The organism is Pseudomonas sp. B8(2017), from assembly GCF_002113575.1.
GTDB lineage: Bacteria > Pseudomonadota > Gammaproteobacteria > Pseudomonadales > Pseudomonadaceae > Aquipseudomonas > Aquipseudomonas putida_Z.
This window is the reverse complement of sequence record NZ_NEIO01000017.1, coordinates 19,723-45,328: the sequence shown is the minus strand read 5'-3', so window position 1 is coordinate 45,328 and position 25,606 is coordinate 19,723. Positions and strand designations below refer to the sequence as shown.

Sequence of the window (25,606 nt, the reverse complement as noted above, 5' to 3'; positions counted from 1 at the left end):
TCCTTCAGAACTGGCCCGCAAGCCACGGTCGCTCGCGGGGCGCGATCATGCCGCCGGGGCGTCATGAGAAAATTCGGGTGCAGTCTAATCAAGCGTGAACGCCGCGCACATTAACCCTTGGTCGCGTCGTAGGCCAATTTTGCCCGCACTACATGTGTGAACCATTCCCTGGCGGCGATCATCCCTGCTTGTGCTTTCATTCGCCTTTCACTGCCCGTTCGAATGCGGGCGTAGCTCGGGAGACGAAGCCACCCTCGGCCCGAGTCACCAATACCGCGGCCAGGTCATGCGCCACGGCAAAATCCCAGCCACGTTCCGGGCCCAGGATCAACAGCAGCGTCGAATAGCCGTCGGCCCGCAGCGCCGAGGCATCGAGCACGGTGACCGCGGCCAGGTCGTGCTGCACCGGGCGCCCGAGGCGGGCATCGAAGGTGTGCGAATAGCGCCGGCCATTCTCCTCGAAATAGTGCCGATAGTCACCCGAGGTTGATACTGAAAGGCCATTGACCGGGATGATCTGGCGGGCTATCTGGCGATCTTCGCGGGGCAGCTCCAGGGCGATGCGCCAGGGGCTGCCATCGGGCTTGCGGCCGGCGGCCTTGAGCTCGCCGGTGGCTTCGGCGACAAAGCTGGCAACGCCCATGGCCTGCAGGCGCGCGGCGATCAGGTCGACGGCATGGCCGGCGGCGATGCTGTTGAAGTCGAGTTGCACCGGGGCGTCCTTGCACAGGGCCTGGCCGTCGATATGCAAGTGCCGGTAGCCCACACGCTGGCGCACCTGGGCCAGGGCCAGCGGGTCGGGCACCTGCTCGTGACGGGCCTGGGGGCCGAAGCCCCACAGGTCGAGCAATGGTTCGACGGTAAGGTCGAAGGCGCCGCCGCTCTGCTCGGCCAGGTGCTGACCAAGGCTGACCAGTTCGAGCATGTCGGGGGGCAGGACCAGGCACTGGTTGGCGGGCAACTGGTTGAAACGGCTGACGGTGGAGTCGCCGCGGTAGGTCGAGTAATGCTGGTCGATGTCGTGCAGGATGGTTTCGACTGCCGCCTGCACCTGGACCGGCGCCGGGCCGCCGGGTTCGCGCACGTACTGGATGCTGTAGCTGCTGCCCATGGTCGGGCCACCCAGGCGTTCCAGGGTACGGCCCTGGTTGCAGGCGGTGAGCAGCATCAGCAAGAAACAAAGAAATGCGCGCAATATCGAGATCTCGAATGCCTGTACTGGCCCTTTCGCGGGCACGCCCGCTCCCACAGGAACCCCACTGCCCTCCAGCCCTGTGATATCCCTGTGGGAGCTGGCGTGCCCGCGAAAGGGCCAGTACAGGCACAGTAAATGCCCGATCAGTTAATCAGGCGAAAAAAAACGGGAACCCGAAGGTTCCCGTTTTTTCATTGCCTTACAAGCGTATCAGTGCGGAAACGCTGGCGGGTTCACACCGGCCATCTCTTCCATCACACGAACCACCTGGCAGCTGTAACCGAATTCGTTGTCGTACCAGACGTACAGAACAACGCGGTTGTCATTGCAGATGGTCGCTTCGGCGTCAACCACACCGGCGTGGCGCGAACCGACGAAGTCGGTCGAAACCACTTCCTGCGAGCTGACGTAATCGATCTGCTTGTGCAGCTCCGAGTGCATGGCGGTCTGGCGCAGGTACTCGTTGATCTCGTCGCGGCTGGTGGCCTTCTCGAGGTTCAGGTTGAGGATGGCCATCGAAACGTTCGGCGTCGGTACGCGAATGGCGTTGCCGGTCAGCTTGCCCTTCAGCACTGGCAGTGCCTTGGCGGCAGCAGTGGCGGCGCCGGTTTCGGTGATGACCATGTTCAGCGGCGCGGCACGGCCACGGCGGCTGCCCTTGTGGAAGTTGTCGATCAGGTTCTGGTCGTTGGTGAACGAGTGAACGGTTTCGACGTGGCCGTTGACGATGCCGTACTGGTCGTTGATGGCCTTGAGCACCGGCACGATGGCGTTGGTGGTGCAGGAAGCGGCCGAGATGATCTTGTCATCGGCAGCGATGTCACCGTGGTTGATGCCGTGCACGATGTTCTTCAGCGCGCCCTTGCCAGGTGCGGTGAGGATCACGCGGGCAGCGCCCGGGCAGGCCAGGTGCTGGCCCAGGCCGTCGGCATCACGCCATACGCCGGTGTTGTCGACGATCAGCGCGTTTTCGATGCCGTACTGGGTGTAGTCGACTTCGCTCGGGCTCTTGGCGTAGATAACCTGGATCAGGTTGCCGTTGGCGGTGATGGTGTTGTTGGCTTCGTCGATGGTGATGGTGCCATCGAACGGGCCGTGCACCGAGTCACGGCGCAGCAGGCTGGCACGCTTGACCAGGTCGTTCTCGGCGCCCTTGCGCACGACGATGGCGCGCAGGCGCAGGCCGTCGCCGCCACCGGTCTTCTCGATCAGGATGCGCGCCAGCAGGCGGCCGATGCGGCCGAAGCCGTACAGGACAACGTCGGTGCCCTTGCGCGCCGAAGCGTTCTGCTGGCCAACCACCTCGGCCAGTTCTTCACGGACGAACTGCTCGGCAGTGCGGCCATTGCCTTCCTGCTTGAACTTGTTGGCCAGCTTGCCCAGGTCGACCGAAGCGGCGCCCAGTTTCAGCTCGCTCATGGCCTTGAGCAGGGGGAATGTCTCGTGGACGGACAGTTCGGTTTCGTCGGCTTGACGATGACGCGCAAAGCGGTGCGCCTTGAGGATCGAGATAACCGAACGGTTGATCAGGCTACGGCCATAAATCGAGCTCACCACGTTGTTGTTGCGGTAGAGCTGACCGATAAGCGGGATCATCGCTTCAGCCAGGGCTTCACGATCGATCCACTCACCAAGACACTGGTCGGGCTTCTGAGTCACGGGAACCTTCCACATGTAGGGACAGAAAAAAGGGGCTACATTATGACGCCCCAACGCGTTACGGGCAATGAGCGCCTGTCGCGGCCACGCAAGCCAGCGTTCACGCCCTTTCGAACCTGACAGCCGGCACCGTCACCGGTACAATCGATCTCTTTGCCGCAACGCTTGGAGTGCAATCTCCCGTGTCAGTTCTGCGCCTACCGCAAATGTCGGCCACGGCCGGCAAACAAACCTGGGGCAATCTACCCGGTGCCACCCTCAGCCTGGCCATCGCCGAGGCCGCCAGCAGCGCGGGCCGCTTCACTTTGCTGCTGACTGCCGACAGCCAGGCTGCCGATCGTCTGGAACAGGAACTTCGCTTCTTTGCCCCGGACCTGCCGGTGCTGCCGTTCCCCGATTGGGAAACCCTGCCCTACGACCTGTTCTCGCCGCACCAGGACATCATTTCCCAGCGCATCGCCAGCCTCTACCGCCTGCCGGAGCTGAGCCACGGCATCCTCGTGGTGCCGATCACCACCGCCCTGCACCGCCTGGCGCCGACCCGCTTCCTGCTGGGCAGCAGCCTGGTGCTGGACGTGGGCCAGACCATCGACGTGGAGCAGATGCGCCTGCGCCTGGAGGCCAGTGGCTATCGCTGCGTCGACACCGTCTACGAGCATGGCGAGTTCGCCGTGCGCGGCGCGTTGATCGACCTGTTCCCGATGGGCAGCAAGCTGCCCTACCGCATCGACCTGTTCGATGACGAGATCGAGACGCTGCGCACCTTCGACCCCGAGACCCAGCGCTCGATCGACAAGGTGGATTCGGTGCGCCTGCTGCCGGCGCGCGAGTTCCCGATGCAGAAAGAGGAAGTGACCCGCTTCAAGGCGCGCTTCCGCGAACGCTTCGATGTCGATTTCCGCCGCAGCGCGATCTTCCAGGACCTGGCCAGCGGCATCATCCCCGCCGGCATCGAGTACTACCTGCCGCTGTTCTTCGAAGAAACCTCGACCCTGTTCGACTACCTGCCGGCCGACACCCAGGTGTTCTCGCTGCCCGGCGTGGAACAGGCCGCCGAACATTTCTGGAACGACGTGCGCGGGCGTTATGAAGACCGCCGTGGCGACCTGAGCCGGCCGCTGCTGCCACCGGCCGAACTGTTCCTGCCGGTGGAAGACTGCTTCGCCCGGCTCAAGCAATGGCCACGGGTAGTGGTCAGCACCGAAGACCTCGACCCGGGCGTGGGCCGCGAGCGCTTCCCGGCACGCCCCCTGCCCAACCTGGCAATCGAGGCCAAGGCCAACCAGCCCCTGGCCGAACTGGCCAATTTCCTCGACCAGTTCCCTGGCCGGGTGTTGTTCACCGCCGAATCGGCAGGCCGGCGCGAAGTGCTGCTGGAGCTGCTCGAACGGCTGAAACTGCGCCCGCATACCGTCGACGGCTGGGCCGACTTCATCACCGGCAGCGAACGCCTGGCAATCACCATCGCCCCGCTGGACGAAGGCCTGCTGCTGGACGACCCAGCCATCGCCCTGGTCGCCGAAAGCCCGCTGTTCGGCCAACGGGTCATGCAGCGCCGGCGCCGCGACAAGCGTGGCGAAACCGCCAACGACGCGGTGATCAAGAACCTGACCGAGCTGCGCGAAGGCGCGCCGGTGGTGCACATCGACCATGGCGTGGGCCGCTACCTGGGCCTGGCCACCCTGGAAATCGACGGCCAGGCCGCCGAATTCCTCACTCTGGAATACGCCGAGGGCGCCAAGCTGTACGTGCCGGTGGCCAACCTGCACCTGATCGCCCGCTACACCGGCAGCGACGATGCCCTGGCACCGCTGCACCGGCTCGGCTCGGAGGCCTGGCAGAAGGCCAAGCGCAAGGCCGCCGAACAGGTGCGCGACGTGGCCGCCGAACTGCTCGACATCTATGCCCGCCGCGCCGCGCGCAAGGGCTATGCATTTGCCGACCCGTCCGCCGACTACGCCACCTTCAGCGCCGGCTTCCCGTTCGAGGAAACCCCGGACCAGCAGGCTGCCATCGAAGCGGTGCGCGCCGACATGCTGGCGCCCAAGCCGATGGACCGCCTGGTATGCGGCGACGTCGGCTTCGGCAAGACCGAAGTGGCCATGCGCGCGGCATTCATTGCCGTGCACAGCGGCCGCCAGGTGGCCGTGCTGGTGCCCACCACCCTGCTCGCCCAGCAGCACTACAACAGCTTCCGCGACCGCTTTGCCGACTGGCCGGTGAGCGTGGAGGTGATGAGCCGCTTCAAGTCGGCCAAGGAAGTGGCCAACGCCGCCGCCGATCTGGCTGAAGGCAAGATCGACATCCTCATCGGCACCCACAAGCTGCTGCAGGACGATGTACGCTTCAAGGACCTGGGCCTGGCCATCATCGACGAAGAGCACCGCTTTGGCGTGCGCCAGAAGGAACAGCTCAAGGCCCTGCGCAGCGAGGTGGACATCCTCACCCTCACCGCCACGCCGATCCCGCGTACGCTGAACATGGCGGTGGCGGGCATGCGCGACCTGTCGATCATCGCCACGCCGCCGGCGCGCCGCCTGTCGGTACGCACCTTCGTCATGGAGCAGAACAAGAGCACGGTCAAGGAGGCGCTGCTGCGCGAGCTGCTGCGCGGTGGCCAGGTGTACTACCTGCACAACGATGTGAAAACCATCGAGAAATGCGCCGCCGACCTTGCCGAACTGGTGCCAGAGGCGCGCATCGGCATCGGCCACGGGCAGATGCGCGAGCGCGAGCTGGAACAGGTGATGAGCGACTTCTACCACAAGCGCTTCAACGTGCTGGTGGCCTCGACCATCATCGAAACCGGTATCGACGTTCCCAGCGCCAACACCATCGTCATCGAGCGTGCCGACAAGTTCGGCCTGGCCCAGCTGCACCAGCTGCGCGGCCGGGTTGGCCGGAGCCACCACCAGGCCTACGCCTACCTGCTGACGCCAACCCGGCAGAAGGTCAGCGCCGACGCCGAAAAACGCCTGGAAGCGATCGCCAACACCCAGGACCTCGGCGCCGGCTTCGTGCTGGCCACCAACGACCTGGAGATTCGCGGCGCTGGCGAGCTGCTGGGCGAAGGCCAGAGCGGGCAGATCCAGGCGGTGGGCTTTACCCTGTACATGGAAATGCTTGAGCGCGCGGTCAAGGCGATCCGCAAGGGCACCCAGCCCAACCTTGAGCAGCCGCTGGGCGGCGGCCCGGAAATCAACCTGCGCCTGCCGGCACTGATCCCCGAGGACTACCTGCCCGACGTGCATGCGCGGCTGATCCTGTACAAGCGCATTGCCTCGGCTGCCGACGAAGAAGGCCTCAAGGACCTGCAGGTGGAAATGATCGACCGCTTCGGCCTGCTGCCCGAGCCGACCAAGAACCTGATGCGCCTGACCTCGCTCAAGCTGCACGCGGAAAAGCTCGGCATCAAGAAAGTCGACGCCGGCCCCAACGGCGGCAAGATCGAGTTCGAGGCCGAGACCCCGGTCGACCCGCTGACCCTGATCAAGCTGATCCAGGGCCAGCCCAAACGCTACAAGTTCGAAGGCGCCACCCAGTTCCGCTTCCTGGTACCCATGGAACGCCCCGACGAACGCTTCAATAACCTGGAGGCGCTGTTCGAGCGCCTGACCCCACAGCCTGCCTAAGGAAGACCCATGCGTGCCATCCGTTGCCTGACCCTGCTGCTGGCGCTGTTCGCCCCAGCCGCCTTCGCCGAAGGCCTGTATCAGGTAGAAATGATCCTGGTGCGGCAGAACAGCGTGCCCGCCTTCACCAGCCCGTTCGCCCCCGAAGACTGGAGCGCCGGCGCTCCACGCCTGGAAAAGGACGCCGAGCGCCGCCTGGCGCTGGAAGATGAAGCCACCCGCCTGGAAGCTACCGCCGACTACACCGTGCTGCTGCACAAGGCCTGGCAGCAGCAAGTGGGCAGCGAACCCAGCCGCATCGCCCTGGGCGAAGGCACCGAGCAGTTCGGCCACTTCCCCATCGAAGGCAACCTGAGCATCGCCGAGGGCCGTTTCATTGCGGTCGAGGCCAACTTCTGGGTCAACCAGCTGGACGGCAACGGCAGCGTGCTGCAAAGCGAGCAGTTCAAGCAGAGCAACAGCAACGTCAAGGGCAGCCAGCTGACCTTCCTCGACGGTGGGCACCTGGCGGTGCTGCTGAAGGTGACACCACCAGGTACGCCTAAAATGCCGGTGATGGACCCGGAGATGATGGAGCAGTGATGTGAGCGACGGTGATGCGCAGCAACTGCTGAGAGCCTATCCGGACTGGGTCGACTTCTTCGAGGCCGGTGCACTGGCACGAGGCCGCAATTATGCGGCGCAAGAGCGGACGCGCATCCTGTCGAAGCATGGCCCGAAGGTCGAGGCAACCTGCAAGGGCTCGGCAGGCCAGACTTACCAGCAGAACATCCAGCTGGTGGTCAACCACGGTGACTTGCGCGTGTTCGGACGCTGCACCTGCCCGGTCGCGCTCAACTGCAAGCACTGCGTCGCGGCGCTGCTGCAACTGCAGGACGGTAACGATGGCCTTGACGCCGCGGCCCCGCCGGAGCAAGCCGCGCTGTCGCTGCCACCGGACCTCAACTTGTGGGTCCAGGCACTCGAGTCACCGTCGCAACCCGCAGCCCCCCACGAGCCCGCGCGCAAAGGCCCGGCAATCTATTACCGTATCCACATGGATCATGAGCACTGTCGGCTCGAACCGATCAAAGGCACCCGGCAAACAGACGGCAGCCTGAAGATCGGTCGCATCACCTCGATGCCCGAGATGATCTACTACACACCCCGTTACGTCACCGAGGACGATGCGCGGCTGTTGCGCCTGATCGATGCCCGCAGCAAGACGATGACACCCATGGTGCAACTGGAAGGCAAACAGGGCGCGGAGCTTTACGGCTACGCCCTGGCCACTGGTCGCCTTCTGTTCGAAGACGATGCTGCGCCACTGTCCCCCGGGCCGGAGCTGCATGCCGAGTTCCGCTGGGTCAGGCTGGACAATGGCAGCTACCGAGGCGCCTGGTACCACGATGGTCACCAGCAGCTACAGGTGCTGCCCATCGAGCCCATGCACTATGTCGACAGGCATTCGCACCAGACCGGCAAGCTGCGCCATGACCTCGACCCTTTCATTGCCAGCCAGCTCGCGCGCGCGCCTATTGTTCCCGAGCACCTGGTCGTCCCCTTGAGTCATCGATTGAACGCCTTGAACCGCCAGGTTCCCACCCCCACAGCCGTGAGCACCAAGCAAATCGACGACCTCGCACCAAGAGGCAGACTGACCCTGGGCAGTCTCGAATTCAGCGCCTACATGCCCAAGACCGGTCGCATGCAACGGCAGATGCAACACCGTGCAGCGCTGGCATTCGACTACGACGGCCTGCGCGCCACCGGCAGCGACGACAAGCCGCTGACCCGCCTGGTCGACGACACCAGCCAGCGCATCCGTCGCCAGCCCCAGGCCGAGCAGGCGCTGCGCAAGGCCCTGCGCGACCTCGGCTTCAAGGCGGCCACCCGACAGAGCAAGGCGCTACCCGACAGCGCCGGCGAAATGTACCAATTGCCCGACGACGAAGCCTGGCTGCGCTTTGCCCGCGAAGGCCTGCCGCGCCTGCGCGAGGCCGGCTGGGAAATCGACATCCATCGCGACTTCGCCTTCAACCTGCAGGAGGTGGACGACTGGTACGCCACCATCGACGAAGCGCCCGGCCATGAATGGTTCGACCTGGAGCTGGGCATCGTGGTCGATGGCCAGCGCCACAGCCTGCTGCCGATCGTGCTGCAACTGCTGCGCAGCAACCCGGAACTGCTGCGCCCCAGCGAACTGGCCCGGCGCAGTGACGACGAGCACCTGCTGATCGACCTCAACCGTGGCCGCCTCGATGCCCCGGCCCTGCGCGTTGCCTTGCCCTATGGCCGCATCAAGGCAGTGATGGGCACCCTGGGCGAACTGTACCTGCACGAAGACGCCGCAGGCCCGTCCCTGCGCCTGGACCGTGCCGATGCCTCACGCCTGAACGACATCGACGGCCTGCCCCTGCATTGGGAGGGTGGCGAGCATGTGCGCGACCTGGGCCGTCGCCTGCGCGATGCCCGTGATTTGCAGGTAGAACCGCCGTCCGGGTTGCAGGCCAGCCTGCGCCCTTACCAGCAACAAGGCCTGAACTGGCTGCAGGCGCTGCGCGAGATGGGTACCGGCGGCATCCTGGGCGACGACATGGGGCTGGGCAAGACCCTGCAGGCCCTGGCACACCTGCTGCTGGAAAAACAGTCCGGGCGCCTGAGCGCACCGGCCCTGGCGGTGATGCCGACCAGCCTGGTGCCCAACTGGCTGGACGAAGCCCAGCGCTTCGCACCCGGGCTGCGCGTGCTGGCCCTGCAAGGCCCGGGGCGCAGCAAGCATTTCGCCAAACTGCACGAATACGACCTGGTCCTGACCACCTATGCCCTGGTGCCGCGCGACCTCGAGCACCTGCGCGCCCAGGCCTGGCATGTGCTGGTGCTGGACGAGGCGCAGAACATCAAGAGCAGCACCAGCAAGGCCGCCCTCGCGGTTTGCGAGCTGCGGGCCAATCAGCGCGTCTGCCTGACCGGCACGCCAATGGAAAACAACCTGGGCGAGCTGTGGTCGATTTTCCACTTCCTCATGCCTGGCTGGCTGGGTGACCTGAAGCGCTTCAACCAGGACTACCGCACACCGATCGAGCGCCACGGCGACAGCGAGCGCATGGCCCACCTGGCCAGCCGCATCCGCCCGTTCCTGCTGCGCCGCACCAAGGAGCAGGTGGCCACCGAGCTGCCGGCCAAGACCGAGATGGTGCACTGGGTCGAGCTTAGCGATGCCCAGCGCGACACCTACGAGGCCGTGCGGGTGGCCATGGACAAGAAAGTCCGCGATGAAATCGCCCGCAATGGCGCCGCGCGCAGCCAGATCATCATTCTCGACGCCCTGCTCAAGTTGCGCCAGGTATGCTGCGACCTGCGCCTGGTCAAAGGGGTGGAAAGCAAAGGCAATCAGGCCGACAAGGGCAAACTGGGCGCGCTGCTGGAAATGCTCGAAGAGCTGCTGAGCGAAGGGCGCCGGGTGCTGTTGTTCTCGCAGTTCACCTCGATGCTGGCGTTGATCGAGCAGGAGCTGGAGAAGCGCAAGATCCGCTACAGCCTGCTGACCGGCGACACCCGCGACCGGCGCACGCCTGTGCAGCAGTTCCAGCAGGGTGATAGCGAAGTGTTCCTGATCAGCCTCAAGGCGGGTGGCGTGGGCTTGAACCTGACGGCTGCGGACACGGTGATCCACTTCGACCCCTGGTGGAACCCGGCCAGCGAAAACCAGGCCACCGACCGCGCCTACCGCATCGGCCAGGACAAGCCGGTGTTCGTGTTCAAGCTGATCACCCGGGGGACAGTGGAAGAAAAGATCCAGCTGTTGCAGCAGGAGAAGGCGGCGCTGGCGGCGAGCCTGCTGGATGGCGGGCAGGCCGGGCAATGGCGGCTGGGGGATGAAGAGATCGAAGCGCTGTTTGCGCCGCTGCCGGGAAAGCGCGGGCGGTAGCCCAGAATCCCCCACTGCCTGTACCGGCCTCTTCGCGGGCACGCCCGCTCCCACAGGTACAGCGCTGCTTTTCAGGCTGTTGTGCTGCCTGTGCCGGCCCCTTCGCGGGTAAACCCGCTCCCACAGGGATATCAGTGCCCTCAAGGGCGGTGCTGTACCTGTGGGAGCGGGTTCACCCGCGAAGAGGCCGGCACAGCTACAACACCAATTTCGAAACCGGCGCCGCACCTGTGGGAGCGGGTTCACCCGCGAAGAGGCCGGCACAGGTACAACACTAATTTCGAAACCAGCACAGCACCTGTGGGAGCGGGCATGCCCGCGAAGGGGCCGACGCGGTCAATCGACCAGCTGCGCCTCCCGCAACGCCCCCAACGCCTCCAGCCACCGCGGCTGCTGGCGATAATCCGTCCGCGCAAACCCTTGCCCACGCATCCGCGCAATCCGTGGCGAGGGCTTGACCTTCATCCGCTGCGCCGCACTCAACGCCAGCTCCGCCGACGCCCGGTCATTGCACACCAGGCCCATGTCGCAGCCAGCGCTCAACGCTGCCTCGATCCGACTGGCCGCGTCCCCGACCACATGCGCCCCCGCCATCGACAGGTCATCACTGAAGATCACCCCGTCAAAGCCCAGCTCGCCACGCAGGATGTCCTGCAACCAGCGCCGCGAGAAGCCAGCTGGCTGGTTGTCGACCTGCGGATAGATGACATGCGCCGGCATCACTGCCGCCAATTGCCCGCTCAGGCGGGTGAACGGCACCAGGTCGGCCTGGCGCAGCTGTTCGAGGCTGCGCTCATCGGTGGGAATGGCCACATGCGAGTCCGCTTCGGCCCAGCCATGCCCCGGGAAGTGCTTGCCACAGGCCGCCATGCCCGCTGCATTCATGCCACGGATGAACGCCCCGGCCAGTTGCGTGGCACGCAGCGGGTCACCCTCGAAGGCGCGGCTGCCCACCACGGCGCTGCGCTGGTGGTCCAGGTCGAGTACCGGGGCAAAGCTGAGGTCCAGGCCAACCGCCAGCACCTCGGTCGCCATCAACCAACCGCACTGCTCGGCCAGGTACTCGGCGTTGTCATTGTCCGCTATCGCCCGCATGGCCGGCAGGCGCACAAAGCCCTGGCGCAGGCGCTGCACCCGGCCGCCCTCCTGGTCCACCGCCAGGATCAGGTCGGGGCGGATGGCGCGGATCGACGCGCACAGTTCACGCACCTGGCGCGGGCTGTCGATGTTGCGGGCAAAGATGATCAGGCCGGCCACTTCAGGCTGGCGCAGCAGGTGACGGTCTTCGGCGGTCAGCCATTTACCGGCGATATCCACCATCAGGGAGCCTTGCAGGCTGACAGTCATGGGTAATCCTTCATTGAAGACTGAGAGAAGCCCACTGGGGGCAGGCGGCCTGCTCGATGCGCACCGGGCAATGGGCCGGCACCTGCTCGAACAGGCTTAGCAAATCGGTGTTGCGCAGGCGTATGCAACCATGGGACAGCGCTACGCCCATGGGTTCCGTATCCGGGGTGCCGTGCAAGTAGATATAACGGCGGAAGGTGTCGACCGCACCCAGGCGGTTGACACCCGGCTCGCAGCCACTGAGCCAGAGAATGCGGGTAAGGATCCAGTCCCGGCCGGGGCATTGCGCATGCAAGGCCGGCGACCACACCTCGCCGGTCCAGCGCCGCCCGGCCAATACCGCATTCAGCGGCAAGCCCGCGCCGATCTTCGCCCGCACCTGGTGCAGGCCACACGGCGTGCAACCCGAGCCGTTGCGCTCGCCGGCGCCGTTGCGCGCCGTGGAAACCGGCACGCGCAGGCGCAGCTGGCCATCGGCAAAGCCATAAAGGCACTGGTCAGCGAGGGAAATGTGCAGGAAGTCGAGGTCGGGCATGGGCGCTAGCTTAGCCGAAGCGCCCTGCCCCGCCCAGCCTTCAGGCCTTGGCGGTGGTGGCGCTTGCGCTGGTCTTGGTGCGCGGGCGCAGCTGCGCGGTGGCCATGGCGTCGTCGGTAACACCGCTATCGGCACGCATGCCCGCAGCCAGGAACGGCACCATCAGGCGCATTACCTGCTCGATCGAGGTGTTGATGCCGAAATCGGTCTCGGCAATCGCCCGCAGGGCCTTGATGCCGGACATGCTGAAGGCGGCGGCGCCAAGCATGAAGTGCACGCGCCAGAACAGCTCCAGCGGCGGGATGCGCGGTGCAGCCTCGTTGACCAGCAGCATGTAGCGGCGGAACACCTTGCCGTACATGTCTTCCAGGTAACGCCGCAGGTGGCCCTGGCTCTGGCTGAAGGCCAGGCCCAGCAGGCGCATGAAGATCGACAGGTCGTTGTTGCTGCGCGGCTGCACGGCCAAAGCCTGCTCGACCAGCATTTCCAGCAGCTCTTCGAGGCTCGGCTTGTGCTCCGGCTTGGCCTGGCGCCGCTCCAGCTCACGTTCGAGGCTGGCGCAGAACGGCCCGAGGAAACGCGAGAACACTGCCTGGATCAGGGCCTTCTTGGAGCCGAAGTGATAGTTGACCGCCGCCAGGTTGACCCCGGCCTTGCTGGTAATCAGCCGCAACGAGGTTTCTGCGAACCCCCTTTCCGCGAACAGCTGCTCGGCAGCATCGAGAATGCGTTCAACGGTTTCCGATTGGGCCATGACTACTCCGACTACTCCGCCAGACAAACAGGTGTTTGAAACATACGTTTCAGCCCTGCTTCTGTCAAGGCTCGGTGACCGGCCGGTCGCCATTTAAAAGCGCCAGGCGGGCGGCTGCAAGCGCCATTGCTGCTGTTTATTGCAGGTTTTGGCTTGCAGCGCATCCAGTACTGTATATAATCCCAGTCACTGTACAAAAAGACAGAGCGCTCACCATGTTGAAACTGACGCCACGCCAAGCCGAAATTCTCGCGTTCATCAAGCGTTGCCTGGAAGACAACGGCTTCCCGCCGACGCGCGCCGAGATCGCTCAGGAGCTGGGCTTCAAGTCGCCCAACGCCGCCGAGGAGCACCTCAAGGCCCTTGCCCGCAAAGGCGCGATCGAGATGACCCCGGGCGCCTCCCGTGGTATTCGCATCCCCGGCCTGGAAGCCAAGGCCGAAGAAAGCGGCCTGCCAATCATCGGCCGGGTTGCCGCCGGTGCGCCGATCCTTGCCGAACAGCACATCGAGCAATCCTGCAACATCAACCCCGACTTCTTCCACCCCCAGGCCGACTATCTGCTGCGCGTACACGGCATGAGCATGAAGGATGTCGGCATCTTCGATGGCGACCTGCTGGCGGTACACACCTGCCGCGAAGCCCGCAACGGTCAGATCGTCGTGGCCCGCATCGGCGACGAAGTCACCGTCAAGCGCTTCAAGCGCGAGGGCAGCAAGGTCTGGCTGCTTGCCGAAAACCCCGAATTCGCCCCCATCGAAGTCGACCTGAAAGAACAGGAGCTGGTGATCGAGGGCTTGAGCGTCGGCGTCATTCGCCGCTGATCCAGGAGGCGTCATGCAGCAGTTCATTCACGCACCCGAGCAAGTCCAGTTGCCATTGTTCGAAGCATTCCTCGCCCAGCCCGTACTGCCTGGCCTGAAAACCAGCGAAGTGGCGCGCAAGAGCAGCCAGCCCGAGCTGTTCAGCGAACTGTCGCTGCGCGGAGCCCCCGGGCACTGCCAAAGCCTGCTGGCACCCGTGCTGCGCGAACTGAGCGAAGAGGACGAGACCCGCTGGCTGACCCTGATCGCCCCGCCGTCAAGCCTGACCCAGGCTTGGCTGCGCGATGCCGGGCTCAACCGTGAACGCATCCTGCTGCTGCAACCTCGCGGCAATCAGAGCCCGCTTCAACTGGCCTGCGAAGCCTTGCGCCTGGGCCGCAGCCACACTGTGGTCAGCTGGCTGGGCAACGTCAACGCCACTGCACGCCAGCAATTGCTGCGCGCTGCCGGTGCCGGAAACGCACAAAGCCTGAACATCCGCCTCGGCTGATGTTCAGGCTTTGCCTGTCACTGCATGAAACCTGATGCCCTGCTGCACCTCAGTGCAGCACACGCGGCCCTTCATCACGCTCAAGCTCGCCATCCATCAGGCGACCGGCCATCTGCACGCCCACGCTGAGCATGGCCTTGGCCACTTCCACATGCTGACCCTGCAGGAACGCCTTGGCGTCTTCCGAGAAATCCAGGGTTACCAGAGAGCCCTCATCCTCGGCGCGACGCAGTTCGATGCGGCCATCAGGCAACTCGACAATTTCCAGAAACGACGTAGACATAAATGGCAGTTCTCCGCGAAAGGCCAGTATTGTACCAGCCGTAGCAGCTATCAGCACTCACTCAACGCGTCGCGGAAACGTCTCACCAGGCCCTTGAGGTTGCTGCGCCAGCTTTCCAGTTCGGCACGCGACAGCGCCGGATGCTCGGGCTCATCGAGATTGACCGCCTGGATCAATGGCTGGGTGACGTCGGTTTTTGGCGCTTTTTTCGCGACCGGTGGTCGGAACAAATCGGCATAAGCACTGAGCATTTGCGCCAGCCAGGTTTCGCGCTGGCGGGCCAGTTCCAGCAGTTCGGCCACTTCCGGGATGGCGATGCCGTTCAGCGCATCGTCGGCCAGTGCTTGCTCGACCGTTGCAACAACTGGCAGGCGGTAGAAGCCACCAATTTCATGACACAGGCCCAGCAGTGCGCCGTAGAGATGGAACAGCGCCGACTCGCGCTCGGCCTGGACCAGGCCCTGGGCATTCATGGCCTGGCTTTGTTCGGCCTTGGCCATGGACTCCAGGGCGAGGCCGGCAAAGAACAGTTTCTGATTGGTGCGGGTGTAGAGTTCCTGGGCCATTTCAGTGCCCTCCCTAAGGCTGCAAGGCGGATAGCTGCATCATAAATGATTGGGGCCGCTTTGCGCCCCTTCGCGGGCTTGCCCGCTCCCACAGGAACTCCATCAAGCCCAAGGCCTGCGCTGTACCTGTAGGAGCGGGCAAGCCCGCGAAGGGGCGCGAAGCGGCCCCAATTACAGCACTGACGGATCAGCGCTTGTCTTCAACCTTCCACGCATTGCCGTCGTAGAACGCCTTCCAGCCGGTCGGCTTGCCATCAACCTCGGACTGCACGTACTGCTCCTTGGTCTTGCGGCTGTAGCGGATCACCGCTGGGCGGCCTTCCGGGTCCTTCTGCGGCGCATCGCACAGGAAGTGGTACTTCGGATCGATCTCATGCTTGTGCGGCACGATCTCCAGCACCAGCGGCGCGCGGGTTTCGCGGTTCTTGGGGAACTGGCTGGCAGCGAGGAACAGCCCCGAAGCGCCATCACGCAGCACGTAGGTATCGTCGACCTTCTCGCACTTGAGCTCTGGCATGTCCACCTTGTCCATCTTCGGTGGCGCCGCCTCGCCGCTCTTGAGCAGCTTGCGGGTGTTCTTGCACGCCGGGTTGGTGCAACCGAAGAACTTGCCGAAGCGGCCAGTCTTCAACTGCATCTCGCTGCCGCACTTGTCGCACTCCAGGCTCGGCCCTTCGTAACCCTTGATGCGGTAGTTGCCTTCCTCGATCTCGTAGCCGGCGCAATCCGGGTTGTTACCGCAGATGTGCAGCTTGTGCTTCTCGTCCAGCAGGTAGGCATCCATCGCCGTGGCGCAGATCGGGCAACGGTGCTTGCCCAGCAACACGCGGGATTCCGATTCGCCCTCGTCGTCGGCGGCAATCTCGTCGCCCGGCACCAGGTTGACGGTGGCCTTGCAACGCTCTTTCGGCGGCAGGCTGTAGCCCGAGCAACCGAGGAACACGCCGGTGGAGGCAGTGCGGATCATCATCGGCCGGCCACATTCCTTGCACGGAATGTTGGTCATGGTCGGTTGGTTGGCGCGCATGCCGTCTTCGCTGGACTCGGCGGTCTGCAGTTTCTTGCTGAAGTCGCCGTAGAACTCGTCGAGCACGTTCTTCCAGTCACGCTCGCCCTGGGCCACGTCGTCGAGGTTCTCTTCCATGTCGGCGGTAAAGCCGTAGTCCATCAGGTTGGAGAAGCTCTCGGACAGGCGCTCGGTGACGATGTCGCCCATCTTTTCGGAATAGAAGCGGCGGTTGTGCAGGGTCACATAGCCACGGTCCTGAATGGTCGAGATGATCGCCGCATAGGTCGACGGGCGGCCGATGCCGCGCTTTTCCATTTCCTTGACCAGGCTGGCTTCGGTGAAGCGCGCCGGTGGCTTGGTGAAGTGCTGGCTCGGGTCGATCTGGATCAGCTTCAGCGCTTCGCCCTGGACCATTTCCGGCAACACGTCGTCTTCGCCAGGCTTGCTCTGCTGCGGCAGCACACGGGTGTAACCGTCAAACTTGAGGATACGGCCCTTGGCACGCAGCTCGAAGTCGCCCGCAGCCACGGTGACGCTGGTGGACAGGTACTGCGCTGGCGGCATCTGGCAGGCCAGGAACTGGCGCCAGATCAGCTCGTACAGGCGCTCGGCGTCGCGCTCCATGCCAGTGAGCTTGCTCGGGTGGGTATTCACGTCGGAAGGACGAATCGCTTCGTGCGCCTCCTGGGCGCCTTCCTTGCTGCCGTACACCAGCGGTGCCTCGGGCAGGTACTGCTTGCCGAACTCGCGCTCGATGTAGCTGCGCGCCATGTCCAGGGCGTCGGCCGACAGGTTGGTGGAGTCGGTACGCATGTAGGTGATGTAGCCGGCTTCGTACAAGCGCTGGGCCATCATCATGGTTTTCTTCACACCGAAGCCCAGGCGGTTGCTGGCGGCCTGCTGCAAGGTGGAAGTAATGAACGGTGCCGACGGCTTGCTGCTGGTCGGGCGGTCTTCGCGCTTGACCACGCTGTAGCTGGAAGCCTTGAGCTTCTCCAGCGCGGCCATGGCCTGGGCTTCGTTCAGCGGCTTGAAGGCCTCACCCTTCTCGCGTGCCACTTCGAAACGCACCTTGGCGTTCTTGGCGGTGCCGAGGTCGGCGTGGATTTCCCAGTACTCTTCCGGGATGAACGCGCGGATTTCGCGCTCGCGCTCCACCACCAGCTTCACCGCCACCGACTGTACACGGCCGGCGGACAGGCCACGGGCGATCTTGGCCCACAGCAGCGGCGAAACCATGTAGCCGACCACGCGGTCGAGGAAACGCCGCGCCTGCTGCGCGTTGACCCGGTCGATATCCAGCTCGCCCGGCTGCGAGAAGGCTTCCTGGATGGCCTTCTTGGTGATTTCGTTGAACACCACGCGCTTGTAGCGGGTGTCGTCGCCGCCGATGGCCTCGCGCAGGTGCCAGGCAATGGCTTCCCCTTCGCGGTCCAAGTCGGTTGCGAGATAGATGGTGTCGGCGTCCTTCGCCAGGCGGCGCAGCTCTTCGATCACCTTTTCCTTGCCAGGCAGGATCTCGTACTTGGCCTTCCAGCCGTGGTCGGGGTCGACGCCCATGCGTGCCACCAGCTGGCGGCGGGCCTTTTCCTTCGGCGACAGGGCCGGAGCCTCACCCGCGGCCTTGCCACGCTTGGCGGCTGGCTCTTTGCTGGCGCTGGCCGAACCGCTGGTGGGGAGGTCTCGGATATGGCCGATACTCGACTTCACCACGTACTGGTTGCCCAGGTACTTGTTGATGGTCTTGGCCTTGGCCGGGGATTCCACAATGACCAGCGATTTGCCCATGGATCGGAGTATTCCTGAATCTGAAGATGAAAAACGCGTCAGGTGCCAGACGCGGCACCGCTATATATAGTGGCAAAAGTGTGAGGTCAAGTTCGGACTATCACTCGTGCGACTTGCCCAGCAACCCGGGCAGCCCCTCTTCGGCCTTGACCAAAGCAAAGCGTGGCACCTGCTCGCCGTCAACCTCGACGGACTCCTGGAACATCGAAAGTGGCCGTACCCAGAAGCTGTAATCACCATACAGGCATTGGTAGAACACCATCCACTCTTCGCTTTCGGAGTGCCGCGCAACACTGAAGACACGGTACTCAGGCCCTTTGTAATGCCGGTATACGCCTGGTTGTATCTGCATGTTGCCCACCCTCTTGAATAAAACCTGTAAAAAACAAAACCGGGGCACAAGGCCCCGGTCGCTGTCCCGCTACGCGATCAGACGCGTTCGAAGACAGTGGTGATACCTTGGCCGAGGCCGACGCACATGGTCGCCACCCCCAGGGTACCGCCATTCTGCTTCATGACGTTGAGCAGGGTGCCGGAAATCCGTGCCCCGGAGCAACCGAACGGGTGGCCCAAGGCAATGGCGCCGCCGTGCAGGTTAACCTTCTCATCCATCTTGTCGAGTACTTTCAAGTCTTTCAGCACTGGCAGGGCCTGTGCAGCGAAGGCTTCGTTGAGCTCGATGAAGTCGATGTCGGCCATGGTCAGGCCAGCACGCTTGAGGGCTTTCTGGGTCGACGGCACCGGGCCGTAGCCCATGATCGCCGGGTCGACACCAGCCACCGCCATGGAACGGATGACCGCCAATGGCTGGATACCCAGGTCCATGGCGCGCTGGCCAGACATGACGATCATGCACGACGCACCGTCGGTGATCTGCGACGAGGTACCGGCAGTGACGGTACCGCCTTTCGGGTTGAACGCCGGCTTCAGCGACGCCAGGCCTTCGAGGGTGGTTTCCGGGCGAATGGTTTCGTCGAAATCGAACACCTTCAGGAAGCCGTTCTCGTCATAGCCCTGCATCGGGATGATTTCGTCCTTGAACTTGCCTTCGACCGTGGCCTTGTGCGCCAGCTGGTGCGAACGCAGGCCGAACAGGTCCTGCTGCTCACGGGTGATGCCGTGCATCTTGCCGAGCATTTCCGCGGTCAGGCCCATCATCCCGGAAGCCTTGGCGGCATGCAAGGACAGGTGCGGGTTGGGGTCGACGCCATGCATCATGCTGACGTGGCCCATGTGCTCCACGCCACCGACCACGAATACATCACCGTTGCCGGTCATGATCGCCTGGGCGGCGGTGTGCAGCGCGCTCATCGACGAGCCGCACAGGCGGCTGACAGTCTGCGCCGCGGAGGTGTGCGGGATCTGGGTCATCAGCGAGGCCATGCGGGCGATGTTCCAGCCCTGCTCGAGGGTCTGGTTGACGCAGCCCCAGATCACGTCCTCGACTTCTTTCGGGTCGACCTTGTCGTTGCGTTCCAGCAGCTTGCTGATCAGGTGCGCCGACATGTCTTCGGCGCGGGTATTGCGGTGCATGCCACCCTTGGAGCGGCCCATCGGCGTGCGACCGAAGTCGACAATCACCACGTCTCTTGGATTCAGGCTCATATCAAATCTCTCGCTCTAGCTCGTTGACCGCTCAGTTGAAGAAGCGCTGGCCGTTCTTGGCCATTTCACGCAGCTTGGCGGTCGGGTGGTACAGCGGCCCCAGGTCGGCGTACTGATCGGCCAGGGCAACGAATTCGGCCACACCGATCGAGTCGATGTAGCGCAGCGCACCACCGCGGAAGGGAGGGAAGCCAATGCCGTAGACCAGGCCCATGTCGGCTTCGGCAGCGGTTTCGACGATGCCGTCTTCCAGGCAGCGCACGGTCTCCAGGCACAACGGGATCATCATCCAGTTGATGATGTCTTCGTCGGTGACTTCACGCTGTTCGAAGACGATCGGCTTGAGCACGTCGAGCACGCTGGCGTCGGCGACCTTCTTGGGCTTGCCGCGCTTGTCGGTTTCGTAGGCGTAGAAGCCCTTGCCGTTCTTCTGGCCCAGGCGGTTGGCCTCGTACAGTGCGTCAACGGCCGAGCGGCGCTCGTCCTTCATGCGGTCCGGGAAGCCTTCGGCCATCACGTCGCGGCCGTGGTGGCCGGTGTCGATGCCGACCACGTCCATCAGGTACGCCGGGCCCATCGGCCAGCCGAACTTTTCCATGACCTTGTCGATACGCACGAAGTCGACACCGGCGCTTACCAGCTTGGCGAAGCCGCCGAAGTACGGGAACAGCACGCGGTTGACCAGGAAGCCCGGGCAGTCGTTGACCACGATCGGGTTCTTGCCCATTTTCTTGGCGTAGGCCACGGTGGTGGCGACCGCAACTTCACTGGACTTCTCGCCACGGATGACTTCCACCAGCGGCATCATGTGCACCGGGTTGAAGAAGTGCATGCCGACGAAGTTTTCCGGGCGCTTGAGCGCCTTGGCCAGCAGGTTGATGGAAATGGTCGAGGTGTTGGAAGCGAGGATCGCATCGTCCTTCACCTGGGTTTCCACTTCAGCCAGCACGGCCTGCTTGACTTTCGGGTTCTCGACCACGGCCTCGACGACGATGTCGACATTGGCGAAATCGCCATAGGACAGGGTCGGGCGAATGGCGTTGAGTGCCTCGGCCATCTTGGCCGGGGTCAGGCGGCCCTTCTCGACGCGGTTGCCGAGCAGCTTGGAGGCCTCGTTCAGGCCCAGCTGGATGGCTTCCTCGCGGATATCCTTCATCAGGATCGGGGTGCCCTTGACCGCCGACTGGTAGGCGATGCCGCCACCCATGATGCCAGCGCCGAGCACGGCGGCCTGCTTCACGTCGTGGGCGATTTCGTCATGCGCCTTGGCCTTGCGCTTGAGTTCCTGGTCGTTGAGGAACAGGCCGATCAGGCTCTCGGCAACCGAGGTCTTGGCCAGCTTGGCGAAGCCTGCGGCTTCGACTTCCAGGGCCTTGTCACGGCCGAAGTTGGCAGCCTTCTGGATGGTCTTGATGGCTTCGACCGGGGCGGGGTAGTTCGGGCCGGCCTGGCCGGCGACGAAGCCCTTGGCAGTCTCGAAGGCCATCATCTGTTCGATGGCGTTGAGCTTGAGCTTTTCCAGCTTGGGCTGGCGCTTGGCCTTGTAGTCCAGCTCGCCACTGATGGCGCGCTTGACCAGGTCAAGGGCACCGGCCATCAGCAGTTCAGGCGCGACCACGGCGTCGACGGCACCCACTTTCAGGGCGTCTTCGGCACGGTTTTCCTTGCCGGCAGCGATCCACTCGATGGCGTTGTCCGAACCGATCAGGCGCGGCAGGCGCACGGTGCCACCGAAGCCCGGGTAGATACCCAGCTTGACTTCCGGCAGGCCGATCTTGGCGCTGGTGGACATGACCCGGTAGTCGGCGGCCAGGCACATTTCCAGGCCGCCGCCCAGGGCGATGCCGTTGATGGCGGCGACGGTCGGCACTTCGAGGTCTTCGAAGGCGTTGAAGATGCGGTTGGCTTCCAGGTTGCCGGCGACCAGTTCGGCCTCGGGCAGCTTGAAGTTGTCGACGAACTCGGTGATGTCGGCGCCGACGATGAACACGTCCTTGCCACTGCTGACGATCACGCCCTTGACCGAGGCGTCGGCCTGGATGGCATCGACGGCCTGGCGCAGTTCGTTCAGGGTCAGGCGGTTGAACTTGTTGACGGACTCACCCTTGAGGTCGAACTTGAGCTCGACGATGCCACTTTCAAGAGCCTTAACCGTGATGGCTTTACCTTCGTAAATCATCAACTGATCTCCACGATATGGAAGCTGAACAGTACACGCCGATCGCTGCAGCAAAAGCAGGCCTAGCTGCCCTGCCCCAGGCACACCCGTCAGCGCGCTAGTCGGAAGTATGGCTTGGCGTCATGACATACAAACGCTCAATTCATACGCCCGTTTGATTTGGGTGTGCACACATTCTCCGAAAAGATCGGCGTTGTCAAATGCTCGCGAGCAAGGTGAAAACACGACTTTCCAGTCATTTTGTAGCGTCTTGGTACAAAACATGATGACAGTGATTGCTGACCATTCATGTCGGCGATTGACCATGAGCCGCAGGAGAATGCTGCAGCTTTTGCCTTGCGCGGCGACCTCGAACGGCTACACTGGCACTTGCTTGAATGCATACCCGGCCTGCCTGGCCTTTTCTGCGCAGCAGAACGCAAAGCGGCGACTTGGCACCCCACCCCTTCAGGGGATCGGCCAAGCCGCCGCTTTGTCGTTTTGTGCTTGCCTTCGAATGAGAAGACCAATGGGCGGGCTTAGCGGGGCCCTGTGGGAGCGGGTTTACCCGCGAACACCGGCAAAGCCGGTGCCACCCACCGAGTCGCCTTCTTCGCGGGTAAACCCGCTCCCACAGAGACCGCGCAAAGGCAAATTTCAGGCCAAGGTTTCGAGGACGTGGGCAATATCCTGCAACACAGCCGTATCGCCCCGCTCGGTCCAGTACAGCGCGATCATCCGGGCATCGGCCTCGACCTTGTAGACACTCGCCGGCAAGCGCGCCAGGGCCTCCATGAAGCGTGGGTCCTCGCAGGGTTCGCGCCACTGGTTCCACCACACCCCCGGGGCGATCTGCCAGAAGCTGAAGCTGTCCTCATGCCCGCGGCGACGTGCCCGGTGGTATTGCGGGCACGGGCTTGGCGGCTCCTTTTCCAGCCAGTGCGGCCACTGCTGCGGCGCCAGCTGCATGGCCAGACCCATGCGCCGAGCCTCCAGGCGCAGCTTCATCTGCTCGCTCTGCTTGCGCGAGGTGCGCAACCAGGAAAGCGGGCTGAGAATCAGCGCGAGGATTGACACCACCAGCAATACCGTCATATCTGTAGTTCCCATAAAACGTTGCAAATGAGCTGGTTAGCCATTTTTCACGGAAGACCCGCCCGAAAGCGACCATACTTCTTCTATCGCGATTGTCAGGAGTTCCGCTCATGTCCTACGAACATCTTCTGGTCGCCGTCGACCTGACCGAAGAATGCGACCCGGTGATCAAACGTGCCATGGCGCTGGCTGCACCTTCGAATGCCAAGGTTTCGCTGGTACACATCGTCGAGCCGATGGCCATGGCGTTTGGCGGTGACGTGCCGATGGACCTGTCGCAGTTGCAACAGCAGCAGTTCGACCAGGCCAAGGAACGCATGGACCGCCTGTTCAACAAATACCCGGACATCCACCGCGGCGACTCGCACCTGACCTATGGCCAGCCGCGCCAGGAAATCCACCAGCTGGCCAAGGACCAGAAGTGCGACCTGATCGTGGTCGGCAGCCATGGCCGTCACGGCCTGGCGTTGCTGCTGGGGTCCACGGCCAATGACGTGCTGCATGGTGCGCCGTGCGATGTACTGGCGGTGCGGTTGCAGAAGAAGGAATGATTCAACCTGTGCCGGCCTCTTCGCGGGCTTGCCCGCTCCCACAGGTACTGCACCGCGTTAATCAGCGGTGCGGTCCTTGTGGGAGCGGGTTCACCCGCGAAGGGGCCGAATCTGGCTAACGCTGGTCAGCCTTCCAGCTCGGCCCAGCGCTCCACCAGCACATCCAGCTCACCCTGCAGCTTCTCGATCTTGGCCAGCACTGCCGAGGTTTCCGCAATCGGCCGCTGATAGAAGCCCGCCGCATTCACTTCTTCCTGGGCCTCGGCCATGCGCTGCTCCAGTTCGTCGATCTGCCCCGGCAGCATTTCCAGCTCACGTTGCAGCTTGTAGCTGAGCTTCTTCTTCGAACCATCGGCCACCTCTGCAACAGGCGCAGGCGCCGGCTTGGCCTCTACCTTCTCCACCACCGCGCTGTTGAGCTCGGACTTGCCGCCCTTGCTCTCGGTCACGCCCAGCAGCTTCGGCGAGCCACCCTGGCGAATCCAGTCCTCGTAACCGCCAACGTATTCGCGCACCTTGCCCTCGCCTTCGAACACCAGAGTGCTGGTGACGACGTTGTCGAGGAAGGCCCGGTCGTGGCTGACCATCAGCACGGTGCCCTTGTAGTTGGACAGCACCTCCTCGAGCAGCTCGAGGGTTTCCACGTCCAGGTCGTTGGTCGGTTCGTCAAGCACCAGCAGGTTGGCCGGCTTGCTGAACAGCTTGGCCAGCAACAGCCGTGCACGCTCGCCACCCGACAGCGCCTTGACCGGCGTACGGGCACGCTGAGGGCTGAACAGGAAATCGCCCAGGTAGCTCAGCACATGGCGGTTCTGGCCGTCGATCTCGATGAAGTCGCGGCCTTCGGCCAGGTTGTCGATAACGGTCTTTTCCAGGTCGAGCTGGTGGCGCATCTGATCGAAATAGGCCACTTCCAGCTTGGTGCCGCGCTCGACCTTGCCGGTGGTCGGCTCCAGGTCGCCGAGCATCAGCTTGAGCAGGGTGGTCTTGCCGGTACCGTTGGCGCCCAGCAGGCCGATGCGGTCCTCACGCTGCAGGACCATGGAGAAGTCCTTGACCAGCACAGGCCCGTCGGGGTGATGGAAGCTGACGTTTTCCAGCACCATCACCTGCTTGCCGGACTTTTCCGCCGCCTCGATCTGGATGTTGGCCTTGCCCTGGCGCTCGCGGCGTTCGCTGCGCTCCACGCGCAGGGCCTTCAGCGCGCGCACGCGGCCTTCGTTGCGGGTGCGGCGAGCCTTGATGCCCTGGCGGATCCACACTTCTTCCTGAGCCAGGCGCTTGTCGAACAATGCGTTGGCGGTTTCCTCGGCAGCCAGCGCGGCCTCCTTGTGCACCAGGAAGCTGGCATAGTCGCCGTTCCAGTCGATCAGGCCGCCGCGGTCCAGTTCGAGGATGCGGGTGGCCAGGTTCTGCAGGAAGGAACGGTCGTGGGTGATGAACAGCACCGCGCCGTTGAAGCCGCGCAGGGCCTCTTCGAGCCAGGCGATGGCACCGATGTCCAGGTGGTTGGTCGGTTCGTCGAGCAGCAGCAGGTCGGGTTCCGACACCAGCGCCTGGGCCAGCAGCACGCGGCGGCGCCAGCCACCGGACAGTTCGGCCAGGGTCTTGTCGGCCGGCAGCTGCAGGCGGCTGAGGGTACTTTCCACCACCTGCTGCAGGCGCCAGCCGTCACGGGCTTCCAGCTCGTGCTGGACGTGCATGAGTTTTTCCAGGTCTTCATCGCCCTGGATGTTCAGGCTCAGGTGGTGGAACTGCGCCAGCAACTCGCCCACGCCATCCAGACCTGCGGCCACCACATCGAACACCGTGCGCTCGTCGGCCACCGGCAGTTCCTGCGGCAGCTCGCCGATCTTCAGGGCCGGGGCACGCCAGATTTCGCCGTCGTCGCCCTTCTGCTCGCCCTTGACCAGGCGCAGCATGCTCGACTTGCCGGTGCCGTTGCGGCCGATGATGCACACCCGCTCGCCACGAGCGATCTGCCAGGACACTTTGTCCAGCAGCGGCATGGCGCCGAATGCGAGGGACACATCGCTGAATTTGAGCAGGGTCATGTTGGTCTCCATAAATCGGGCGCGCATTCTACCTGACTTGGCCCTCGACGGCATCCGCCTGGCCAACCGACGAGGGCTTTGCGACATCTGGTCGAACTTAATATCCCGATACAAGCACAGTGCTTTCACCCGCCGCCGGCAAACAGCTAAG

Annotated in this window: 19 protein-coding genes; 6 read left to right on the top strand and 13 right to left on the bottom strand. The window is 63.8% G+C overall.

The window, feature by feature from the left end; translation table 11 throughout:
• Window positions 1-196 precede the first annotated feature (196 nt).
• Window positions 197-1,195, bottom strand: a complete 999-nt coding sequence (locus CAG22_RS20760) for an FAD:protein FMN transferase (protein ID WP_085693039.1) — start codon at window positions 1,193-1,195, stop codon at window positions 197-199.
• Between the two features lie 210 nt (window positions 1,196-1,405).
• A complete protein-coding gene (locus tag CAG22_RS20755) occupies window positions 1,406-2,869 on the bottom strand; it encodes a glyceraldehyde-3-phosphate dehydrogenase (protein WP_031324543.1) in 1,464 nt (487 codons plus the stop codon).
• 167 nt (window positions 2,870-3,036) lie between these two features.
• On the opposite strand from CAG22_RS20755, the gene mfd reads away from it, so the two are divergent.
• Genes mfd through CAG22_RS20740 form a run of 3 tightly spaced genes read left to right on the top strand, consistent with a single transcriptional unit; the run spans window position 3,037 to window position 10,396 of the window.
• Entirely contained in the window at window positions 3,037-6,486 is a 3,450-nt protein-coding gene (gene mfd / locus CAG22_RS20750) for a transcription-repair coupling factor (protein ID WP_085693029.1), read from the top strand.
• 9 nt (window positions 6,487-6,495) lie between these two features.
• A complete protein-coding gene (locus CAG22_RS20745; RefSeq protein WP_085589446.1) occupies window positions 6,496-7,068 on the top strand; it encodes a CsiV family protein in 573 nt (190 codons plus the stop codon).
• 1 nt (window position 7,069) lies between these two features.
• On the top strand, window positions 7,070-10,396 hold the full coding sequence (locus tag CAG22_RS20740) for a DEAD/DEAH box helicase (RefSeq protein WP_085706056.1): 3,327 nt from the start codon (window positions 7,070-7,072) through the stop codon (window positions 10,394-10,396).
• 336 nt (window positions 10,397-10,732) lie between these two features.
• On the opposite strand, the gene nagZ is transcribed toward CAG22_RS20740, so the two are convergent.
• The 3 genes from nagZ to CAG22_RS20725 are packed head-to-tail and all read right to left on the bottom strand — an operon-like array spanning window position 10,733 to window position 13,032.
• Complete coding sequence (gene nagZ, locus CAG22_RS20735) at window positions 10,733-11,731, bottom strand: beta-N-acetylhexosaminidase (RefSeq protein WP_170929325.1); 999 nt, start codon at window positions 11,729-11,731, stop codon at window positions 10,733-10,735.
• A gap of 22 nt (window positions 11,732-11,753) precedes the next feature.
• A complete protein-coding gene (locus CAG22_RS20730) occupies window positions 11,754-12,278 on the bottom strand; it encodes a L,D-transpeptidase (protein WP_025338328.1) in 525 nt (174 codons plus the stop codon).
• Window positions 12,279-12,318: 40 nt separating this feature from the next.
• Complete coding sequence (locus tag CAG22_RS20725; protein ID WP_075044216.1) at window positions 12,319-13,032, bottom strand: TetR/AcrR family transcriptional regulator; 714 nt, start codon at window positions 13,030-13,032, stop codon at window positions 12,319-12,321.
• A gap of 215 nt (window positions 13,033-13,247) precedes the next feature.
• Between CAG22_RS20725 and lexA the strand changes: the two genes are divergently transcribed.
• Both lexA and sulA read left to right on the top strand, forming a co-directional pair.
• Entirely contained in the window at window positions 13,248-13,856 is a 609-nt protein-coding gene (gene lexA / locus CAG22_RS20720) for a transcriptional repressor LexA (RefSeq protein ID WP_004376420.1), read from the top strand.
• A gap of 13 nt (window positions 13,857-13,869) precedes the next feature.
• Entirely contained in the window at window positions 13,870-14,346 is a 477-nt protein-coding gene (gene sulA / locus CAG22_RS20715) for an SOS-induced cell division inhibitor SulA (protein WP_085589440.1), read from the top strand.
• 49 nt (window positions 14,347-14,395) lie between these two features.
• On the opposite strand, the gene CAG22_RS20710 is transcribed toward sulA, so the two are convergent.
• From CAG22_RS20710 to CAG22_RS20680, 7 genes are all read right to left on the bottom strand, one after another.
• Window positions 14,396-14,629, bottom strand: a complete 234-nt coding sequence (locus CAG22_RS20710; RefSeq protein ID WP_004376430.1) for a hypothetical protein — start codon at window positions 14,627-14,629, stop codon at window positions 14,396-14,398.
• Window positions 14,630-14,679: 50 nt separating this feature from the next.
• A complete protein-coding gene (locus CAG22_RS20705; protein ID WP_025338325.1) occupies window positions 14,680-15,195 on the bottom strand; it encodes a DUF6586 family protein in 516 nt (171 codons plus the stop codon).
• A 187-nt stretch (window positions 15,196-15,382) separates the two neighbouring features.
• Window positions 15,383-17,992 carry a type I DNA topoisomerase gene (topA, locus tag CAG22_RS20700; protein WP_025338324.1) on the bottom strand — a complete coding sequence of 870 codons (2,610 nt, stop codon included), beginning with the start codon at window positions 17,990-17,992 and terminating at the stop codon, window positions 15,383-15,385.
• Window positions 17,993-18,092: 100 nt separating this feature from the next.
• Window positions 18,093-18,344 (bottom strand): DUF1653 domain-containing protein, encoded by a 252-nt coding sequence (locus CAG22_RS20695; RefSeq protein WP_023661154.1) that lies wholly within the window; start codon window positions 18,342-18,344, stop codon window positions 18,093-18,095.
• A gap of 77 nt (window positions 18,345-18,421) precedes the next feature.
• Window positions 18,422-19,597 carry an acetyl-CoA C-acyltransferase FadA gene (fadA, locus tag CAG22_RS20690; protein WP_013971712.1) on the bottom strand — a complete coding sequence of 392 codons (1,176 nt, stop codon included), beginning with the start codon at window positions 19,595-19,597 and terminating at the stop codon, window positions 18,422-18,424.
• A gap of 31 nt (window positions 19,598-19,628) precedes the next feature.
• Window positions 19,629-21,776 carry a fatty acid oxidation complex subunit alpha FadB gene (gene fadB / locus CAG22_RS20685; protein ID WP_025338323.1) on the bottom strand — a complete coding sequence of 716 codons (2,148 nt, stop codon included), beginning with the start codon at window positions 21,774-21,776 and terminating at the stop codon, window positions 19,629-19,631.
• A 636-nt stretch (window positions 21,777-22,412) separates the two neighbouring features.
• Entirely contained in the window at window positions 22,413-22,850 is a 438-nt protein-coding gene (locus tag CAG22_RS20680; protein ID WP_085693035.1) for a hypothetical protein, read from the bottom strand.
• Between the two features lie 110 nt (window positions 22,851-22,960).
• On the opposite strand from CAG22_RS20680, the gene CAG22_RS20675 reads away from it, so the two are divergent.
• Window positions 22,961-23,401 carry a universal stress protein gene (locus CAG22_RS20675; RefSeq protein ID WP_013971709.1) on the top strand — a complete coding sequence of 147 codons (441 nt, stop codon included), beginning with the start codon at window positions 22,961-22,963 and terminating at the stop codon, window positions 23,399-23,401.
• Between the two features lie 125 nt (window positions 23,402-23,526).
• Here CAG22_RS20675 and CAG22_RS20670 read toward each other — a convergent pair whose 3' ends face one another.
• Window positions 23,527-25,455: an ATP-binding cassette domain-containing protein gene (locus CAG22_RS20670; protein WP_025338322.1), complete on the bottom strand. Its 1,929-nt coding sequence runs from the start codon at window positions 25,453-25,455 to the stop codon at window positions 23,527-23,529.
• Window positions 25,456-25,606 lie beyond the last annotated feature (151 nt).

Bases quoted from the DNA above. Each gene is read 5' to 3' on its own strand.
- CAG22_RS20755 (WP_031324543.1), bottom strand. From the start codon at position 2,869: ATGTGGAAGGTTCCCGTGACTCAGAAGCCCGACCAGTGTCTTGGTGAG.
- CAG22_RS20745 (WP_085589446.1), top strand. From the start codon at position 6,496: ATGCGTGCCATCCGTTGCCTGACCCTGCTGCTGGCGCTGTTCGCCCCA.
- CAG22_RS20730 (WP_025338328.1), bottom strand. From the start codon at position 12,278: ATGCCCGACCTCGACTTCCTGCACATTTCCCTCGCTGACCAGTGCCTT.
- CAG22_RS20725 (WP_075044216.1), bottom strand. From the start codon at position 13,032: ATGGCCCAATCGGAAACCGTTGAACGCATTCTCGATGCTGCCGAGCAG.
- lexA (WP_004376420.1), top strand. From the start codon at position 13,248: ATGTTGAAACTGACGCCACGCCAAGCCGAAATTCTCGCGTTCATCAAG.
- sulA (WP_085589440.1), top strand. From the start codon at position 13,870: ATGCAGCAGTTCATTCACGCACCCGAGCAAGTCCAGTTGCCATTGTTC.
- CAG22_RS20710 (WP_004376430.1), bottom strand. From the start codon at position 14,629: ATGTCTACGTCGTTTCTGGAAATTGTCGAGTTGCCTGATGGCCGCATC.
- CAG22_RS20705 (WP_025338325.1), bottom strand. From the start codon at position 15,195: ATGGCCCAGGAACTCTACACCCGCACCAATCAGAAACTGTTCTTTGCC.
- topA (WP_025338324.1), bottom strand. From the start codon at position 17,992: ATGGGCAAATCGCTGGTCATTGTGGAATCCCCGGCCAAGGCCAAGACC.
- CAG22_RS20695 (WP_023661154.1), bottom strand. From the start codon at position 18,344: ATGCAGATACAACCAGGCGTATACCGGCATTACAAAGGGCCTGAGTAC.
- fadA (WP_013971712.1), bottom strand. From the start codon at position 19,597: ATGAGCCTGAATCCAAGAGACGTGGTGATTGTCGACTTCGGTCGCACG.
- fadB (WP_025338323.1), bottom strand. From the start codon at position 21,776: ATGATTTACGAAGGTAAAGCCATCACGGTTAAGGCTCTTGAAAGTGGC.
- CAG22_RS20680 (WP_085693035.1), bottom strand. From the start codon at position 22,850: ATGACGGTATTGCTGGTGGTGTCAATCCTCGCGCTGATTCTCAGCCCG.
- CAG22_RS20675 (WP_013971709.1), top strand. From the start codon at position 22,961: ATGTCCTACGAACATCTTCTGGTCGCCGTCGACCTGACCGAAGAATGC.
- CAG22_RS20670 (WP_025338322.1), bottom strand. From the start codon at position 25,455: ATGACCCTGCTCAAATTCAGCGATGTGTCCCTCGCATTCGGCGCCATG.